Below are 18466 nucleotides of genomic sequence, written 5' to 3' on the forward strand. Positions count from 1 at the left end.
AGTTGAATCTTAAGCATATTAATTACTTCCGATATGAAATGGTCAAATCAAATTACACAATTAATAGGTATTGATTATCCGATTATCCAGGCACCCATGTTTGGTGTTACCACACCAGAAATGGTCATTGCAGCATCACGTGCAGGGGCGCTCGGGTCCTTATCGTTGGGTGATCTACCAGCAGAACGCTGTAGTGAGCTTATTCGTTCAACCGCTGCACATGTAAAGAAGCCTTTTGCAGTCAATATTTTTGTAAATCATGTTCCTGAAGTTTCGGTGAATTTGAGGATAGCATATAATGAAACAAAGGTTTTTGTGGAACAGTTAGCCCTGCAACATGGCTTAGAAGTAGCTTTACCAGAGCTCGACAGCATCCATATTACAGATTATAGGGAACAAATTGACGCGATCATAACCCAACAGTGTAAAGTTGTGAGTTTTACTTTTGGAAATCTGGATCCACATAGTATAAAACGGTTGAAAGACAATGATGTGATAATTATTGGTACATGCACTTCAGTGGCAGAAGCAATTGCTCTGGAAGAAGCTGGTATTGATGTGATCTGTGTACAGGGATTAGAGGCTGGGGGACATCGTGGAAGTTTTGAGGAGGCGCCTGTTCCTGAGATTGGCGGATTTTCTCTGCTACCACAGGTGAAAGAGCATGTAAACGCTCCGCTTATTTATGCCGGTGGATTATATAATGCAAGCACGATCCATTCTGCAAAGCTATTAGGTGCCAATGGTTTTCAGATTGGTAGTTTATTGCTCAAATCTAAAGAAAGCGCACTGCTGGACTTTGAGAAAGCGCGTCTTTCTCATGTTCAGGAATCAGATATTGTCTTGACAAGGAGTTTTTCAGGGCGCTATGCCAGAGGTATAAAGAATACATTTATTGAAGCTTTGGACAAGTCGCAATACATCTTACCATATCCCTATCAAAATAAACTCACCGGGGAATTACGAAGAATAGCCAAGGCCAATAAAAATGTCGATTTTGTAAATATTTGGGCAGGGCAATCGATCCATTCATACAGTGAACTTTCGACAGCAGATATAATTCAAATGTTAATCCGAGAATTTGAAAATTTGCATACTAGTTTAGTTGTTTAATAATAATATGAACTTGTCGCCTGTCAACATACTGTCATTTTAATTAGAACTAATAACTAAAATCTGTGTTTAAATAATTTAAATGACGTTGTAGTGGTTAATCTACAACGAATTCTCTTTTTTTTTTGAAACTTTGTTTCACCGTGAAAAACTAAAATTTTATCGCTATGGGGAACGAAAAAAAGAGAATTCTTGTTATCGAAGATAATGAGATTCTATTAAGCACAATGCAATTTGTTCTTGTAAGGGAGGGCTATGACCTATTGCTTGCCAAATCTGGCAAAGAAGCGCTCTCGTTGGTTTCTGACGAAACTATTGATTTGGTCATAACAGATATCGCATTACCTTTTGCCAATGGTTACGAAATAATCAATTGCATTCGAAAAAGCAATACGAATAATCAGGTGCCTGTTATTATTATTTCTGGTTACCGTGACGATAATAGTATTGTGGAAGGCTTTGAAGTCGGAGCCAATGATTATATTAAAAAGCCTATTTCTCCGTCAGAACTGATATCTCGTGTACGATTAAGAATAGGTCATGCTTAGTAAATTTGGACATGTAATCCATGTCATTTGATCATTTTTCGAGGGTGGGGGCTGGTCTATCTTGATGGCAACATCGTATAGACAACTGGGGGTTTACACTGATGGGCGGTTGGAGCTATTACAAAGTTGCTGAAAATAGATTTATGAATCAGTATGACCTAAATCTATCATTAAGGAAATATTTTTAAAATGATGTGGAAGTTTATGTTATGTCTATTGTCAATGGTAACGATAGTTCAGGGTAAAGAAAGGATTACATTGGTTGATCAAGGGAAAACGGACTATGTCATTCAAGCGGATGCAAATGATCCTGTTTTACAAAAAGCGGCTGCAGTGATAAACACTTTTACAAAAGAAAGTACAGGCGTAGATTTTGCAATACAAGCTAAAGGTGAAGTCACACATGCCATTATTTTGGAAAAAAGCTCCATAACTAATACGTTTCCCGAAGACAGTTACTCTATACAAGCTGTAGGAAAGAATATTTATATCAAGGGAAGTGGTAAAGGTGTACTATTTGCGGCATATCGTTATGTCAGGGATATTATTGGTGGACGAAAGTGGTATGTAGGTAAAGAAAATACACATGTTCCAAAATTGACATTCCTGGCAGTGGATTCAGATCTGAAGATTTATTCCAAACCAAATTTTCAGTTTAGAGAGGTTTATTTCCCTGTTGAATTAGATCAGGAGTATATGGATTGGTATGGTTTACATAATTTGGAAGAACGCTGGGGAGATTGGGGGCACACTTTCAGTAAAATATTGCCACCATCAGTTTATTTTAAAGAACATCCGGAGTATTACTCCCTGTATGATGGTAAACGCCAACCTATTCAACTTTGTCTATCTAATGAGGACGTTTTTAAGCTTACCGTAGCTTATTTCAAGCGTAGGATAAGCGAAAATCCCACAGCTACTTATTGGTCTATCGCGGCCAATGACGATATCGGAAGCTGTACTTGCGATCGTTGTCAGGCTATTGATAAGCGGGAAGGTGGAGCGCAAGGTTCACTGATTCACTTTGTGAATAGAGTGGCCGCACAATTTCCCGACAAAAAATTTACAACACTGGCGTATTTAGAATCAGCAAATGCCCCAACACACCTCAGGGTTGCCGATAATGTTTCTGTTATATTAAGTAATATTGATGCTTTTAGAAAAAATGACATTGGAAGTGAACCATCAGCAGCAACTTTTCGTAGACAATTAGGCGCTTGGAAAGCTAAAACCAAGCATGTATTTGTATGGGATTATCTGACACAGTTCACCAATTATCTTGCGCCATTTCCAATCCAAGGAACCATGCAGGAAAGTCTACAATATCTGAAAACGCAAGGTGTCGAAGGGGTCTTTTTGCAAGGTGGAGGAGCGACTTATAGTGATATGGCCGAGCTAAATGCCTATATATTGGCTAACCTCGCCTGGGATACGACGCTTTCAGAAGAACAGCTAACCAACGAATTTATCGAGGGCTATTATGGCAAGGCTGCACCCTTTATTAAAGCATACCTTGCTGAAAGAAGAAATCACTTGCCTGGGCCTTCATCAGCTTTATCTATTTACGGAAACCCGATTGATAACAGGCATGACTTTTTAAGTCCAGAGGCCATGGATAAGTATAGTACATTATTAGAAAAAGCGGAAATAGCCAGTGAAGGTAATCCTTTATTGGAATCCCGTGTCAGGCGTATTGGACTTGGGTTGGATTATACCTATTTGCAACAAGCAAGATTCTATGGACCGCATCAACATGGTATATTTGAACAAGAGGGGGAGCGTTGGGTTGTGAGACCAAAGGTAAGTCGTAAAGTAACACAATTTGTTGAAGATGCAAAAAAATTGGGCGTTATAGAGCTTGCCGAAGCTGGTGCATCACCCGATAGTTATGCAAAGGAGTGGTCCGAAATATTTAAAGCCGGCGTTAGAGCAAATAAGGCCTCTGAAGCAAATATTAAGTTGAGATATGCATTTGATCCTTCTTTCCCTGCCAATGGACTAAAAACACTTACAGATAGTGTGCCGGGCTATATGGATTATAGCTATAATTGGTTGCTATGGAACGGGGAGCCGATGGATATTACTTTTGATTTTGAACAGGAAAGGCGAATAGATACCATAACACTTAATTTTCTAAAGGATGCCCGACATTGGATATTTCCACCAAAAGAAATTCGAATTTCGGTATCTAAGAATGGAAAAGATTTCCAAGATGTATTTCTCAGTAAGCTTAAATCCGTTGAGGAGGATTACACCTTGGACAAGATACCTTATCAAGTATTATTAAATGACAGTGTTAAAGTGATCCGAGTTTATGCTTCACCTCTGGTAAAACTACCCGAATGGCGGTATCATCCTAAGCGAAAGCCTCTTATAGCCTGTGATGAAATCTGGTTAAATTAACATAGAAAAGCTTATTAACGTTGGTTTTAAAGCGGTGTGGATATTGTTCTACAATAATTTATTTAGCAGTATAATTTTATATGGAAAATGATTAAATTAGAGTTAACTAATTTATAAACAGATTCATATGGAAATTAAAACATCTTCAAAATTTATCGCCGAACTAATTGGAACATTTGGTTTGGTACTTTTTGGTTGCGGTGCGGCCGCTATTGCAGGAGCCAATACCACAGCTGGGCTTTCTGGTCTTGGTCTTTTGGGTATTGCTGTCGCCTTCGGACTTTCAGTGGTGGTATTTGCATACGCGATCGGTGGAATTTCAGGCTGTCATATCAATCCTGCGGTGACTGTTGGTGTGTTATTGGCAGGTAGAATGTCTGCCAAGGATGCGGTTGTCTACATTGTTGCTCAATTTATTGGTGCACTTTTGGGGGCATTTGTCCTTCAGCAGATTTTAAGTGGGCAATTGGCCGGATTTACGGCAGGAGAGTGGGCGTATGGCTCAAACGGTTGGGGTAAAGGATATCAAAACGAGTATGGTACTGCTTCCGCCTTTTTGATTGAAGCCGTGTTAACCTTCATTTTTCTGTTTGTGATACTGGCAACAACTTCGAAGGTAGGAAACAGCACAATGGCTGGGCTTGCAATCGGCTTTACGCTTCTTTTGATCCATTTGGTTGCTATTCCCGTAACAGGTACATCGGTTAATCCTGCTCGTTCATTTGGGCCAGCGATTCTGGCCGGCGGTCAGGCTTTATCGCAGCTTTGGCTCTTTATTGTAGCTCCATTAGTAGGGGCAGCTGTAGCAGCAGGGGTATGGAAAGCCCTTGAACCTAAAGACTAGTTTTTCAATTTTATAAGATCCGCCCAATACGTAAAATATTACCTATTGGGCGCTTTTGTTTATATAAGATTTATTGGCTAGGGCGGAACAATCCCTAGGAATTCAGTATATCATTTATAAAGTTAGTAACCTGTTTCTCGTCCGTAGCCCAGGACGTGATCAAACGAACCGCTGCATAATCTGAATCGATATCCTTCCATATATAAAATTGATAATTTATAAGCAATGCTTCGATGAGCGATTTAGGTAAAATGGGAAAAATCTGATTGGTGGTTGATTCCGTTAGAAAGGAATATCCTTTGTCTTTGATGGCCTTCGCCATACGCATCGCAAGCGAATTAGCTCTTAATGCCAGCTCAAGATACAAATCATCCTGAAATAGCATTAGAAATTGAATTGAAAGTACTCTGCCTTTGGCGAGCAAGGCGCCTTTCTGCTTAATCGCATAGTCAAAATCTACGGCTAATTCGGGACGGTTAAACACAACTGCCTCACCCAGAAGAGCTCCATTTTTTGTTCCGCCAATGTAGAAAACGTCAGTATACCTAGCAATAGCTGCAAAGGTTAAATCGTTGTTTTCCGCGGTCAAAGCATGGCCCAAGCGTGCGCCATCCAAATAAAGTAACAGTTGTTGCTGCTGACAGCACACATATAGCGCTTCCAACTCTGCCAAAGAATATATTGTGCCGATTTCAGTGGAATTAGAAATATAAACTATTCTTGGTTTTACCACATGTGGCGCCAAAGCATGTTCCCTGAGTATCGTACTAATATCGTTAGGTGTCAATTTCCCATCAGACGTTTCAACGGTAATGACTTTATGTCCAGTTGCTTCTATAGCACCAGTTTCATTTGCAGATATATGCCCTGTTTTTGCACTGATCACTGCTTCATGGATACGTAAAAGAAAAGATATGACAAGAAGATTTGTTTGTGTGCCCCCAGATAAAAAGTGGATAACGGCTTGCTGATTCGCTATCTTTTTCTTCAAAATCGATTTGGCTTCTTTGGAATAGTCATCCTCTCCATAGCCTAATTGCTGTATCAGATTCGTTTCAATAAGCTTATCTAAAATGCGGGGATGTGCCCCTTCTGAATAGTCATTTTTAAAGTTGTACATAAATTTATCTATTTAATGCGGATGCTTTATTAAAATCTTTTCCTAGGGTAGGACGTTCGAGTCTTGTGTAGGTCAAATGTATACATACAGTCTCATTTTTTAACAATCTTAATCTAGAAAAATTTAGGACAAAAGCTATGCGTTTTAAGTACTGCTGTTGTAGGATAAGAATGTTTTCTGAAGCGCCGTAAATGTTTTGTCAAAACTAATGATTAAATTCGGGAGAGAAGGCAGAATAACTGATTTGTCCTTATTAAATTATGAAAAGAGTCGTATTTGTTGCAAGTATTTTGCTGGCATTTGGAATGGGGTAAGCTTTTAATAACTTGAGCCATTCATATCAATCCACCGAGTTGAAAAGAGTAACCGGTATAGGTGGAATTTTCTTCAAATGTAAAGATCCTAAAAAAGTTAGAGCTTGGTATGCCGATCATTTGGGACTGGCTACAAATTCTTACGGCGCTGTATTTGAGTGGTATCAGGGAGCTGACAGTACGAAAAAGGGTTTTACGCAATGGAGCCCTTTTAAAGAGAGCACTTCCTATTTTGGCCCTTCGGAAAAAGATTTTATGATCAATTATCGGGTAGCCAATATTGAGCTTTTAATAGAAGAATTGAAGAAGGAGGGCGTTACCGTACTTGATACGATCGAATCCTTTGACTACGGCAAATTTGCTCATATCATGGATATTGAAGGAAACAAAATAGAGCTTTGGCAGCCCAATGATCTTGCTTATGAAAAGATGGGCATCGATTTGGGGGCCAAAACCACGAAGTAGGTCTATTTAGTTGGTAACGTAGGGTCTGTCTTTAACATTTGATAATTAAGATAATCAATGCATGCAGCTCCGACGGTTCCCAGGCAGTAAGCCACAAGATCCGACCATAAAAAGCCCTGTCCAAACACGAGCCGCAAAAGCGGATTGTTTCTTATCCATATAAGTAAAGGATGTTGTACAAGCTGTAAAAATTCGATGGCAAAACAAAATATAAGTGTCGTCGTAAAAGAAAATAATAACGATTTCCTCGTAAATAAAAAACGTGACAACCAATAAATCATAACCGCATAAAGTACATCGCCGGTAATGGTAGGAATGGCGGATATTTTCCGTGACAACAAACCCATGAAGATGGTTAAAGCAACGCGAAGTAGATAGTGTATTTTTGGTTTCATCGAAACGAATGCGCTACAGTGTTATTGCCTAAAATAGGAGATCGTTTCAACGGGATTACCAAAGATCTTTTTGGTCCCTTTTTTCTGTGTAAATCCACCATGTTGCGCGATTATATTTGCAATGGAGAAAATAACATTCATATCGTTTTGAGGGTGAATAGTGGTAAGTAGTTTTCTATTCTGGTCGAATAGTTGAAGTTGGTTGACCAAGGAACGATTTATTTCCATGGAATGAATTACTTCTAACGGAATAATTTTGTTCTCCTTTCTCGGTTGTTTAATGGATAAGTTATTTTTATCAACTTGTATTTCTATCTTGGGATTGATGAATTGCAATAATATGACTAGGGGACCAATTACGACGACAGCAACCAATATCCCAAGACCTTTTGCCGAACCAAAATTGTTTACGGCATCAGCTAATCCATTTATGCCGCCAAAAATTAAACAGCATAGGATAAAAATAACAATTAGGTAACCACATCCAAAGATCAAGCCCTTTTTAACATTATGTGATTTAAATTGAAAGGTATCCATAGTGGTGACTTCTATTTTACACGTTTTTATTTTAGTAAAGATATTTATATTTATGCAATCAGCGCTATCTTAGCAAAAGAGATTTTGTTATTTTATTAGAGGATCCATTGGAAAAAAAGAACACATCGGAAAATATCATTGAAATTAAAAGAACTAATTTTCAGCGGAAGTCAGCATATTTTCAACTGTTGAATTATGGGCTATTTTCAATACTCGGAATTGTAAGTATATTTTGGGATTGGAAAGCCAGCATTGCGCCAATAATCTGCGTCATTGCTTTCTATTTAATCGAGCGGAAAATTGATTTTTGGTCAAATGTCCTCTGGTTTATCATCGCTTTTTTAATCCTTTCATTTTCTTTGTCGTGGATATTCAGCTTGTCTTTTGGTATATTTATTTTTCAATGTCTATTGCTTGCAGCCATTAAGCCTGCTATCGTTATATGGAAAGAAACCCAACAGCAGCATACCGATGTGATCTTCGCAATGGGTTCGGAGTATTTTGTATGTTTAAGTCCAGATAACAGTGACTACAAAGGCTATGCAATGAACCCTATGGGGTATAAAAAGCGCTTTCCAATGTCAGCAATTATTTCAGCTCAGCGAGATGGAAATACTTTACTTATTGCCTTGCAGCAGCAGATCGTACGTCCTCGTGAATTGCGTTCAGACGAAATCGAAATTATTCTCGAATATTTTAGAAAGAATAGACCGGACGTTTTAGCCGCAGTTGAAACAAAAATTATCCGTAGGGAAGAAGACCGAATATATTGGGTCAAGCTTATTGTTATTGGTATTCCATGTATATTGGCTGGACTATCCATCTATTTTTTTGCAGACAATGGAAGGAATACATTAGTCACAATACTTTGTATTGTTGCTGCATTGTTTCTTGGTTTAATTTTATTGAGAATTACAAATTTGATATATCGTTCATAAGGATGGAGAAGCCATCCATTTATTTTAAAAAGTCTCCGTACCAATGTCCAGAGGACTTGACGATGCGCTGTTGATTGTTAAAATCAACATACACTAGCCCAAATCTTGGACGGTATCCTTCAGCCCATTCGAAGTTGTCCATGAATGTCCATACAAAATACCCTTTGACATTTATTCCTTCTTGTTTTGCGCGATAAACCTGCTGTAAAGCTTCCTGTAAATAGCGCAATCTTTTGGGGTCATGTACTAAACCATTTTCAATTTGATCAGGAAATGCTGCACCATTTTCGGTAACAATTAAAGTGGGTATATTAGGGTAGGCACTAAATTTCTTGAGCATATAATAAATGGAGGCTGGGTAAACTTCCCAGTTCATTTCGGTCATTTCAACTTTGCGGTCTTTCGCCGACACTATCTTCGCTTGAAGATAAGGAACGAACATGGCGTATCGTATAATTTCCCGTGTATAATTTTGCACGCCAATAAAGTCCATATCAAATTTTAGATCTCGCTCATCATTCGCGTGCATATACTTTTCAATTCTACCCAGTATTTTAATCTCTTGCGTTGGATAGCCCATTCCTAGTAGTGGTTCTATGAATAGGCGGTTGAGCAATACATCTGCTTTCTTCGCCGCAATAATGTCTCTGTCTTTCGACGTAAATGGTTCAACATGGGAGCAAGAAAAAGTCGTTCCTACTTCGCTATTAGGCTTTAAAGACTTAATAATTCGGCCACCTTGAGCTTGTGCTAATGCAGCATGATGGGCCGCAGCTAAAAAATTGCCCAAACCTTTTCGCTCTGGTGCATGTACACCGAAGAAATAACCTGCAGCAGTAAATACTGTAGGTTCGTTGAGAACCATCCAATGCTTGACACGGTCCCCGTAGGTTTGCACACATTTGGAAACAAATTCTCCAAACCAATCTTTCACATCACGGTTTACCCAGCCACCTTTCTTTTCCAACGCATGTGGAAGATCCCAATGATATAAGGTAGGCCAAGGCGTTATCCCTAACTCAAGGGATAAATCGATCAAACGATCATAAAAATCCAATCCAGATTGATTTACCGCACCAATGCCAGCAGGAAATATACGACTCCATGATAAAGAGAATCTGTAATTAGGAATATGCATTCCCTGCATCAAATGCAGGTCCTGAACATAGCGATTGTAAAAATCACAGGCCTCATTACCATGTTGATTTTGAAATATACGGTTTCTTTTTTTGACGAATATATCCCAGATAGAAGGGCCTTTTCCATGCAAATCATGTGCTCCTTCAATCTGGTAGGCAGCTGTAGAAACTCCCCAAATAAAATCTTTGCCAAAGGCATCTTTGGTTAATAGCATTTACAAAAATAAAATTATCGGACCTCAATGCCGTTTTTAAAAACAATTAAGTTTTGTGGAATCTTAATGGAGAATAGAATGAATTGAATCGACCCAAAAAGATTCTAAATATAATCCGCTGGAAAAAATAGTTTATCGTTTTCATAATAGATACATTAACTCCGTTGACTACATTAATTATCGCATTATAAAGTAACAGAACTTATATGAACTGGATATAAACTATATGTTAAATATACGAAAAAATAATTTCCATAAATATCGGTAACTAATTCGTCCGCGTAACGGCTAACACACTATCCCTCGAGCGTTATTTTTTCATTCAACCATTGTATCAAAGACGCTGGTTGAATGGAGACAGAATCGGTTGGCACTTATTTGATTTCAAATTCTGTAAATATTGTTCTTTTAAATTCTAAAACTTCGGGAGCAATTTTAAAACCTTCACCGCCATAGCCCTTATTGAATGTTTCTAAAGCCATTCCTGTTCTGTACTGCGTTGATTCGTTGGATGCGCTTCCATCATTGGACAGAAATAGCAGTTTCCCGATTTTAACATCAGCCCTAGATGCAAGTTTTTTTGCCGATTTTAAAGCATCATCATATGCAATAAGATCTGCTTCTCTTAAAATACTGTCTGCTTTGGAGTGGTCAAATGAGATAGAGCCGATTCCACTAATTTTTGTTTCTAACAATTTTCCCGTTAATTCTGTGAATTTCGATAAATCATGTAAAACAAAATCGATTGTTTGCTGTGCTTGATAACCTATAAATTTATTGGTATTACCAATGTATTGATAGTCCTTATTTGCAGACACGCTACTCGTTTTGATATCTTCTTTTTGATGTCCATATTTTTGAAGCAACGCTATTACGGTGTCGACTGTTGCTTGTGTTTCTCGTACCGCGTCTACCATTCTGGGTTTTGTGAAAGCCGTATTGATGGTCAGGGTGACCTGGTCGGGCATGATCCTAATCTTTCCTTCGCCACTTACACGAATTCTGTTTTCACTTTCCTTTGATACCGGACCACAAGACGTTATTAAAATTATGCTGCTCAAGCATATAAAAAACATAGCGATTGTTTGCTTTTTCATATTACATGATGTTCAAAGTGATATTGTAATTAGTAAGTTTCACCCTAAATATAATAAATATATCCCGAGGTAGGGTCAGCGACTAAAACAATATTAGCCAAAATAACGGGGTGTAAATTCAAAAAGCAGGCTATAACCTGCTTTTTGTTCTTGAAATAGGACTATTTTTTTAATTAATACTTTTTGAGTAAATTTTAAGCTGTTTTTGCAAGGATTTTCTTGCCATGTGTATACGTGTTTTCACAGTTCCTTCCGGTATTTGTAAGTGCTCTGCAATTTCATAATATTTAAATCCTTCCAAAAACATGGCAAAGGCGTCATAATAGTCTTTCGATAAATTATTGAGCGCATGCTGAATGTCAGAAGCAACAAAATTATCTTCTCCGCGATTGGTTGTTATTTCATTGCGATAACCAGTGCTGATGTATTCGCTTCTGTAATTTTCTAACCTTTTGTTACGTGTATATTGATTGATATACGTGTTTTTCATAATGATATAGAGCCAAGACATCAATTTCGGATGTTTCAGGAATTTTTCGATAGATGCTAGCGACCTCACCATGGTCTCTTGAACCAAATCTTCCCGTTCATCCGGATCGTTTGTAAATTGCGCTGCCAAATATTTTAATGTAGGTCTTTTTTCCTTAAACAGTTGATCGATTGTTGTATTTTCCATATTATCAAATTTTAAGTGTCTATCTTTTCTACATGCACTGCAATTAAGATGCTAGAAAAAACAATTTGGAAGGATGGATTGAGGCAAGTGTTATCAAGCGAGTAGATTTATTTATTATTTTAAATAGTTGTTATACAGGGTTTTGTAAAGATTAATCGCTTAGTGTATTGGTGCTTTATTTGAACTTTTTTACTTTAACAACAAGTGTTTTCCTGTTTAAATTCCCCCATTTATCTTTTTTATGCACGTATTTATACGTAGTACTTTAAAAGATACATCTTTTATCTAGATAGATGTTAATTTTTAAAACTGTTCGTACCTTAAATTGGTTATTAGTTACAACATGAAATGAAAAACAATATGGGGGACGTGAACAAAAAAACATATTTTGACTTATCAGATGGTCCGAAAGGGCAATCTGAAGGTCTTAAAGATCAGTCGGAATTAAAGGAGGTGTGGTACGGTAGTCAAGAAGACTTTTATAAATCGATTATTAGAAATCAACAGGAAGATCTCGGAAAAATAGGACGGTATTTTCGTGATGAATTGGCACAGGAGCTCTATGGAATGCGTATATCGCTTCAGAATTTTACAAATCGCTATGGTGATTTTGAAGAATTACGTTGCCTAAGTGATTCATTGACTTCCCTAGTTGTAGAAATCCGCAATAAAGCTGGATTGCTATATAATCCCATATTAAATGATCTGGGAATTTTCCATGCCGTTGATGAAGTCGTGGCCACTTACAAAAAACGTTCTGGTTTTACAATTGATACGCTACTTGATCCGCATCTGAGAGAACTGCATCAACAGTCACAAGTTCATTTATTTAAACTCTTGACAGCTATTTTTCAGTACTTAAATGATGAGATACCCGCACAGGCAATCTCAATTTCAGTGCAGGTGATCGAATTTGACATCCTTATTAAAGTATCGCCGTTTTTTCAGCAAGGAGGAGCCTTGTCGGTATCAAAACTCGAAAACAGCCCAATGCGTTTGATGAAGATTGCCGAGCTCTACAATGCGCGGATTATGAATGATACGCTTGCGGCAGGTATTTTACTAAAATTGACTATTTAAAAAGATAATAATGATAAAAATCCTATTGGTTGAAGACCACATGGTTGTACGTAACGGAATAAAATTACTATTAGAATCTCAAGAAGGATTTGAAGTCGTTGGCGAAGCGTCGAATGGCAAAGAGGCGCTCGACTTCCTGAGGACAAATCCTGTTCCTGATATCGTCTTAACGGATATCAGTATGGATGAAATGGACGGCATGGAATTGCTTCAGATCCTAAACACACAGTATTCCTCTATTAAAGTGGTTATACTCTCCATGCTCAATCAGATTAATTATGTCATTGAAGCGTTTGAATCTGGTCTTGCTGGCTATTTGGTTAAAAATGTTGGCTATAACGAATTGCTTTTTGGATTAAATCATATTGCAAACGGTGGTCGGTATATGAGTGAAGAAATAGCCATGATACTTTTAGATCAGGTTAGGTCTGGGCAAAGCTATGCACAGATCCCAGGAGAGATGCAAACGGATTTTGATATCTCAGAGCGGGAATTGGAAGTGTTAAAATTGATTGCGGAAGGCTATACGAATGTCGAAATTGCAGATAAGATTTTTTTAAGTAAGCGTACTGTTGAGGGCCATCGTCAGAATCTCATAGACAAAGCGGGTGTAAGAAATACGGCACATCTGGTTAAGTTTGCTTTTGAAAGAGGGATTTTGAATTAGCGAAAATTTTCCTGACAAATGAATAGGAAAATTTTGATACGTATAGGTGGTGTAAGTAATCCTGGAGTTTATATCGAAATGTTTTCGGATAGAATAAGGCTCGACAATACTATGGGCTTGTGGACTTAGAAGAGGAATGGATTGTGATAATTTTATGAGGAGATTGTTAATTTGATACAAAATGATATTCGATTGATACAATTTACCTCCAGTTTTAGCAAATATTTATTCAATTTTAGGCTTTCACCTCTATGATGTATTATAATCAATGAACAAAATATATTTGCTGCCTATTGCTCTCTTGCTGTTTTTTGTCCAAAGGACTTCTGCGCAAACGATAAACAACCAAATTGAAAATGTGCACACACCGATAAACGGCATTTTTCAAGCGGATCCGACCATATTCTATCACAAAGGATATTATTACCTCTACGGTACGAATGGTGATCAACATGAACAGCAGGGGTTTAAAGTATATCGGTCCAAGGATTTAGATTCCTGGGTAAGTCTGGAGGGAGTTAATTCAGGTTTTGCGGCTGTAAAGGGCGATATCTTTGGATCAAAGGGGTTTTGGGCTCCGCAAGTATGGTTTGAGAATGGTAAGTTTTATATGGCTTACACAGCCGATGAGCATATTGCAATCGCAGTCGGTGATGCTCCAACGGGTCCTTTTAAGCAAACTGACAAAGTGCCAATTGCTATCGGGCAAAAGCAAATTGATCCGTTTGTATTCCGCGATAAAGATGGGAAAAAATACCTATTTCATGTAAGGTTAAAGGAAGGGAATAGAATTTTTGTGGCGGAGCTGAAGTCAGATTATTCCGGAATAAAGGAAGAAACGTTGAAAGAATGTCTCCATGCAGAACTTCCTTGGGAAAATACGGCAAATGCCGACTGGACAGTAAGTGAAGGTCCCACCGTCATTCGAGAGGGAAAATATTATTATATGTTCTATTCGGCGAATGATTTTCGGAATAAGGACTACGCTGTGGGCGTTGCTATCGCTGAAAATATTTATGGACCCTGGAAAAAATTGGAAGATCAGCCTGCATTAAGCCGTAAGAATAGCGGATTTGCCGGAACTGGACATGGCGACATTTTCAAAAAAGGAAAACAATGGTATTACGTCTGTCACACACATTTTTCAGATGAAAAAGTTGCACCTCGGCGGACAGCCTTAGTGCCTATTCATTTTGTGGCAGATAGCAGTGGTGTCTTGGTTCCCCAATTCGAAACTGCAAAGTTTCGCTTTTTAAGCACAGATCAACGATCGAGGCAACCTAGAAAATCCTATCAAACAGATGTAGCCTTTGGTGATCCTTTTATTGTATTCGATCCACCTTCGGATCAATACTATTTATATGGAACCGGCGGGACTGAAAATGGATTTATAGCCTATAGTTCCAAAGATCTAAAGACATGGAAAAAGGAAGGAAAAGTATACGATGCCAAACAGCCGAATGGTTGGGGGGAAAAGGATTTCTGGGCTCCTGAAGTTTATCGTGTAAATAACAAATATTACATGTATTATAGTGCTCATTGGAAAGAAAATCCCAAAAAACACCTAGAAAACTATCGTATAGGAATTGCAGTGGCCGATAGTCCATTGGGGCCATTTAAAGATCTGACCGGGAAACCTATTTTTGATCCTGGATATCCCATCATTGACGCGAATGTTTTTAGAGATACAGACCATAAAAATTATCTGTTCTATTCACGTTGCTGCTACGAACATCCTGTGGAATCGGAAATTGCAACTTGGGCGGAGAAGAAATTTGGCTATAAAAATATTGAAGAAAGCTGGGTATACGGAGTCGAATTGGATAGCAGTATGACGAAGGTGATCGGTAGTCCCGTTCTTTTAATGCGTCCCCCAGTTACGATGAACGATGCACAATCAGAATGGGAAAGTAGATCAGTTACTTCAGGTGAGGTCAATAGACGATGGACAGAAGGTTCTTTTTTGGTCAAAGAAAACGGATTATACTATATGATGTATTCGGCCAATTATTTTGCAGGAGCCAATTATGCTGTTGGTTATGCGACAGCAACAACTCCTTTAGGAAGCTATCAAAAATCGGCATCTAATCCAATCATTGAAAAGAATACCAATAGGGGTGGGGTGGTTTCGGGTACTGGACACAATAGTTTATTTCAGGACAAGGAAGGAAAAATCCGCTGTGTATATCATGGCCGCACCTTAAAGACGGGAGATCAGCGTATCGTTTTTATCAGCGATGTTTTTTTTGATGAAAAAGGACAGTTGAACATCTTTACAGATTGACCAATCGGTCAATCTGTCTTTTTGGATATGGCCCGATTTTCGACATTTTCGGTCTGGGTAGCGGGAGATTTCTTTCCAGGTCTTGTGCTGTTTCCTGTCCTCAGATCTTTATATTTATAGTTGATATTTTCCTCTTCTTCCGGATCTGTCTCATCTATATCTGGTTCAGGATGTTCGATGGGATCAGTGTCATTTGGATCGGGAACAGTACGTTCCCCGAACAATCCTTTACGATACCAGATGTTACTAAAATAATAGGCAATAATTAAACCTCGTTTTACTACTTTATGTTGCAATATCTCTTCCATTTTCGATTTCATTTTAAGTGGTACAATCCTTTTTATTGGATGGTATACTTTCCTTAAATGAACAACATTAGATGGAAAATAGTTTGAAAGATTTCAGGATTTGAAACAAAGATCAATCGAGTAGCATTTGCTCAGGAAATGGTTTGACAATCGGGAAGTAAAGGTGGACAATGGTGCCCAAACCGACCTCTGATTCAATTTCTATACTTCCTCCCAATCGTTCCATTATCCGTTTCACCAGCGAAAGCCCAATGCCCGTACCAGGTATTGATCCCACATTGTCGGCTCTGGTAAACATTTCGTAAATATGGGGCAGGTGGTCACTTGGTATGCCAATACCATTATCCTTGATCTGATAATGGGTATAGTCATCTTCATGAGAACTATCTATTGTCACTAAAGGTCTTTCGGATTGTGCCGAATATTTTATTGCGTTAATAATTAGATTGGAAAAAATTTGATACGCGGCACTTTTTTCGCCCCAAATTGGTAATAGGGTACCAAAAGTGGGCTGGCAATTATTGACGTTATATAAAATGCTGTTTTCTTGAAATATGCGCTGAATTGTATAGGCCATAGGAAGTGGTTCCTTGTCTAAAACGCTAGAACGGTGCTGGCTCAACTGGACCATATTGTTGATAATATCTTCAATGTTTGTAACGCTTCTGCTGAAATTCTGGTACCACTTATTGATTTTTGTAAAATCAATATTGTCGGAGTGCTGCTGTAGAAACTGTATGCCCATTTTTAAGATGGACAAGGGATTTTTTAAATCATGAGAAAGGGTATGTGTAAACATTTCCAACTCATTGTTCAAGCTCAGAAGCTCTTCATTCAGCAACTGACGTTCCTTTAGTTTTGCAAAAATGGATTCCTTGATAATCTGATTCAGACGAAGGACAAAATTGATTTCAGCATCATTCCAGGGTTTGGCAACGTCATAGCGCATATCTTCCCAGATTTTGAGCTGTTTGCTTTCATGTGGCTCATTTTTCAGCTCCATCTGCATCACCTGATTGCGGTTTTCCTTTCTAAACCAAACCAGGTAATAATCGTTTTCCAAGCCAACCTTTAGATACATGAGGCCCGCAAAATCAAGTTTATCGTTAAAGTTATCCTGATGATTCAGCCGAAAGTTATAATCTTTGAAGAGGGCTTTATCGGTATGTTTTTGTAGGAATTGAATAATTTCATAAAATTGTGCTTTCTGCGGAGAATGACCATAGTTAAAGACATCGCCCTGATTAAATATGGCCAATCCATCTGCATTGACCAGCTGGGTAAGAATATCCATATGCTGTATCAAAGCACAATTCACCATTTTATTTTCAGAAAGACTCCTTTTTAACTCTTCTTCGGCAAGTTTAAGAAGCTCCGTTCTTTCCAACAGATTCTGTTTGACATGGCTCTCATACTTGCTGGTGGCTGCCTGGATGGCAAACGTACATAGTTTTCGCTGCTGCAGATCGACTAGCCGCTCTTCATCGTTCTGTGCGACCACAAGACCCCAAAAGTCATCATCGATACAGATTCTAAAAAACAAGGCGCTTTGTACATTTATCTTTTTTAAAAAAAGCCGATGAAGTTCAGGTAGAGGTGATAATAAACTCGAGACCGGATCAATTCCTTCGTCAGTATAGTAGAATTCCTGTCCCTCGATATTAATATTGGGAGCATATCGATATGAATAGCTCCGATAGTACGACAAGACTTCTTCAGGCATGAAGTCTTTCGAGAACTCCATTCCTCTGAAATGGGCTTGTCCATCTGCTGTATGTTCAGCAATCACGGAACTATATCCCGTTTCCTGAACCTGCAAAACGAAAACCCGATCGTAATTCAGTAATTTGTTGATGGCCGAACAAACACGGTCCCAATTATTCGGTTGAATAGTATCCAGCAAAAAATTAAGCTCATTTATTTTTTTTGCGGCAATGTATTTTTTGTGTTGTTGTTCCCACTCGATATAGAAGTATTCATCGTGTCTTCGTAATTTTACGTAGACACGTTCTTTTCTCATTTTAATGGGTAAAATATGGCGCGACTGCCTGTTTTCAAGTAGATCAGTTACTGCATTTTTGATTTTGGATAACGCTTTACCAAATGTATTGCTAAAGCTATCAAAGAAATGAGTTCCTAATAGGTTCTCTTTGGCGTCGTGATCATTTACGACAGATTCGGTTAACCCAACGACATTAAAATGTCGATCTAAGATGACCAGACTGCCAAAAGATTGAAGCGTAATGATGGTTTGATTGTTCGGTTGAAATGTATGATTCATAATACCCCAAAACTTCTTATGATACACCTAAATATACAAAAA

General features: G+C 38.3%; 17 protein-coding genes. 9 read left to right on the forward strand and 8 right to left on the reverse strand.

Features of this window, described 5'->3' with window-relative positions:
* Positions 1-33 precede the first annotated feature (33 nt).
* From OK025_RS19570 to OK025_RS19585, 4 genes are all read left to right on the forward strand, one after another.
* The gene (locus OK025_RS19570; RefSeq protein ID WP_317666331.1) at positions 34-1113 is read left to right on the forward strand and encodes a nitronate monooxygenase; all 1080 of its coding nucleotides are present in this window, start codon (positions 34-36) and stop codon (positions 1111-1113) included.
* Between the two features lie 167 nt (positions 1114-1280).
* Positions 1281-1661 (forward strand): response regulator transcription factor, encoded by a 381-nt coding sequence (locus OK025_RS19575; RefSeq protein WP_317666332.1) that lies wholly within the window; start codon positions 1281-1283, stop codon positions 1659-1661.
* 222 nt (positions 1662-1883) lie between these two features.
* Positions 1884-4064 carry a DUF4838 domain-containing protein gene (locus OK025_RS19580; RefSeq protein ID WP_317666333.1) on the forward strand — a complete coding sequence of 727 codons (2181 nt, stop codon included), beginning with the start codon at positions 1884-1886 and terminating at the stop codon, positions 4062-4064.
* Positions 4065-4191: 127 nt separating this feature from the next.
* Positions 4192-4908, forward strand: a complete 717-nt coding sequence (locus OK025_RS19585) for an MIP family channel protein (RefSeq protein WP_201668290.1) — start codon at positions 4192-4194, stop codon at positions 4906-4908.
* Between the two features lie 94 nt (positions 4909-5002).
* Here the strand turns inward: OK025_RS19585 and OK025_RS19590 are convergent, their stop codons facing one another.
* Complete coding sequence (locus OK025_RS19590; RefSeq protein ID WP_317666336.1) at positions 5003-6028, reverse strand: threonine aldolase family protein; 1026 nt, start codon at positions 6026-6028, stop codon at positions 5003-5005.
* 353 nt (positions 6029-6381) lie between these two features.
* Here OK025_RS19590 and OK025_RS19595 point away from each other — a divergent pair, with 353 nt between their 5' ends.
* Entirely contained in the window at positions 6382-6807 is a 426-nt protein-coding gene (locus OK025_RS19595; RefSeq protein ID WP_317666337.1) for a VOC family protein, read from the forward strand.
* Between the two features lie 2 nt (positions 6808-6809).
* Here OK025_RS19595 and OK025_RS26830 read toward each other — a convergent pair whose 3' ends face one another.
* Positions 6810-7202: a DUF2809 domain-containing protein gene (locus OK025_RS26830; RefSeq protein WP_411567677.1), complete on the reverse strand. Its 393-nt coding sequence runs from the start codon at positions 7200-7202 to the stop codon at positions 6810-6812.
* 21 nt (positions 7203-7223) lie between these two features.
* A complete protein-coding gene (locus tag OK025_RS19600) occupies positions 7224-7739 on the reverse strand; it encodes a hypothetical protein (protein ID WP_317666338.1) in 516 nt (171 codons plus the stop codon).
* Between the two features lie 107 nt (positions 7740-7846).
* Here OK025_RS19600 and OK025_RS19605 point away from each other — a divergent pair, with 107 nt between their 5' ends.
* Positions 7847-8677, forward strand: coding sequence for a hypothetical protein (locus OK025_RS19605; protein ID WP_317666339.1), 831 nt, complete (start codon positions 7847-7849; stop codon positions 8675-8677).
* Positions 8678-8696: 19 nt separating this feature from the next.
* On the opposite strand, the gene OK025_RS19610 is transcribed toward OK025_RS19605, so the two are convergent.
* From OK025_RS19610 to OK025_RS19620, 3 genes are all read right to left on the reverse strand, one after another.
* The gene (locus tag OK025_RS19610) at positions 8697-10031 is read right to left on the reverse strand and encodes a GH1 family beta-glucosidase (RefSeq protein ID WP_317666340.1); all 1335 of its coding nucleotides are present in this window, start codon (positions 10029-10031) and stop codon (positions 8697-8699) included.
* A gap of 374 nt (positions 10032-10405) precedes the next feature.
* Positions 10406-11128, reverse strand: coding sequence for an SIMPL domain-containing protein (locus tag OK025_RS19615; protein ID WP_317666341.1), 723 nt, complete (start codon positions 11126-11128; stop codon positions 10406-10408).
* Between the two features lie 169 nt (positions 11129-11297).
* Entirely contained in the window at positions 11298-11804 is a 507-nt protein-coding gene (locus OK025_RS19620; protein WP_075992714.1) for an RNA polymerase sigma factor, read from the reverse strand.
* A 369-nt stretch (positions 11805-12173) separates the two neighbouring features.
* Between OK025_RS19620 and OK025_RS19625 the strand changes: the two genes are divergently transcribed.
* The 3 genes from OK025_RS19625 (at position 12174) to OK025_RS19635 (ending at position 15835) form a co-directional block, all read left to right on the forward strand.
* Complete coding sequence (locus OK025_RS19625; RefSeq protein ID WP_317666342.1) at positions 12174-12884, forward strand: hypothetical protein; 711 nt, start codon at positions 12174-12176, stop codon at positions 12882-12884.
* A gap of 10 nt (positions 12885-12894) precedes the next feature.
* The gene (locus tag OK025_RS19630; RefSeq protein ID WP_317666343.1) at positions 12895-13551 is read left to right on the forward strand and encodes a response regulator transcription factor; all 657 of its coding nucleotides are present in this window, start codon (positions 12895-12897) and stop codon (positions 13549-13551) included.
* 268 nt (positions 13552-13819) lie between these two features.
* Entirely contained in the window at positions 13820-15835 is a 2016-nt protein-coding gene (locus OK025_RS19635; RefSeq protein WP_317666344.1) for a glycoside hydrolase family 43 protein, read from the forward strand.
* Between the two features lie 8 nt (positions 15836-15843).
* Here the strand turns inward: OK025_RS19635 and OK025_RS19640 are convergent, their stop codons facing one another.
* Positions 15844-16143, reverse strand: coding sequence for a hypothetical protein (locus OK025_RS19640; RefSeq protein WP_317666345.1), 300 nt, complete (start codon positions 16141-16143; stop codon positions 15844-15846).
* Between the two features lie 112 nt (positions 16144-16255).
* Positions 16256-18424 (reverse strand): ATP-binding protein, encoded by a 2169-nt coding sequence (locus OK025_RS19645; RefSeq protein WP_317666346.1) that lies wholly within the window; start codon positions 18422-18424, stop codon positions 16256-16258.
* Positions 18425-18466 lie beyond the last annotated feature (42 nt).

Source organism: Sphingobacterium sp. UGAL515B_05 (genome assembly GCF_033097525.1).
GTDB lineage: Bacteria > Bacteroidota > Bacteroidia > Sphingobacteriales > Sphingobacteriaceae > Sphingobacterium.

Excerpts from the sequence above, each read along its gene's own strand:
- OK025_RS19570 (WP_317666331.1), top strand. The coding sequence starts at position 34 with ATGAAATGGTCAAATCAAATTACACAATTAATAGGTATTGATTATCCG.
- OK025_RS19615 (WP_317666341.1), bottom strand. The coding sequence starts at position 11,128 with ATGAAAAAGCAAACAATCGCTATGTTTTTTATATGCTTGAGCAGCATA.
- OK025_RS19620 (WP_075992714.1), bottom strand. The coding sequence starts at position 11,804 with ATGGAAAATACAACAATCGATCAACTGTTTAAGGAAAAAAGACCTACA.
- OK025_RS19585 (WP_201668290.1), top strand. The coding sequence starts at position 4,192 with ATGGAAATTAAAACATCTTCAAAATTTATCGCCGAACTAATTGGAACA.
- OK025_RS19575 (WP_317666332.1), top strand. The coding sequence starts at position 1,281 with ATGGGGAACGAAAAAAAGAGAATTCTTGTTATCGAAGATAATGAGATT.
- OK025_RS19630 (WP_317666343.1), top strand. The coding sequence starts at position 12,895 with ATGATAAAAATCCTATTGGTTGAAGACCACATGGTTGTACGTAACGGA.
- OK025_RS19640 (WP_317666345.1), bottom strand. The coding sequence starts at position 16,143 with ATGGAAGAGATATTGCAACATAAAGTAGTAAAACGAGGTTTAATTATT.
- OK025_RS19590 (WP_317666336.1), bottom strand. The coding sequence starts at position 6,028 with ATGTACAACTTTAAAAATGACTATTCAGAAGGGGCACATCCCCGCATT.
- OK025_RS19580 (WP_317666333.1), top strand. The coding sequence starts at position 1,884 with ATGGTAACGATAGTTCAGGGTAAAGAAAGGATTACATTGGTTGATCAA.
- OK025_RS26830 (WP_411567677.1), bottom strand. The coding sequence starts at position 7,202 with ATGAAACCAAAAATACACTATCTACTTCGCGTTGCTTTAACCATCTTC.
- OK025_RS19600 (WP_317666338.1), bottom strand. The coding sequence starts at position 7,739 with ATGGATACCTTTCAATTTAAATCACATAATGTTAAAAAGGGCTTGATC.
- OK025_RS19610 (WP_317666340.1), bottom strand. The coding sequence starts at position 10,031 with ATGCTATTAACCAAAGATGCCTTTGGCAAAGATTTTATTTGGGGAGTT.
- OK025_RS19645 (WP_317666346.1), bottom strand. The coding sequence starts at position 18,424 with ATGAATCATACATTTCAACCGAACAATCAAACCATCATTACGCTTCAA.
- OK025_RS19635 (WP_317666344.1), top strand. The coding sequence starts at position 13,820 with ATGAACAAAATATATTTGCTGCCTATTGCTCTCTTGCTGTTTTTTGTC.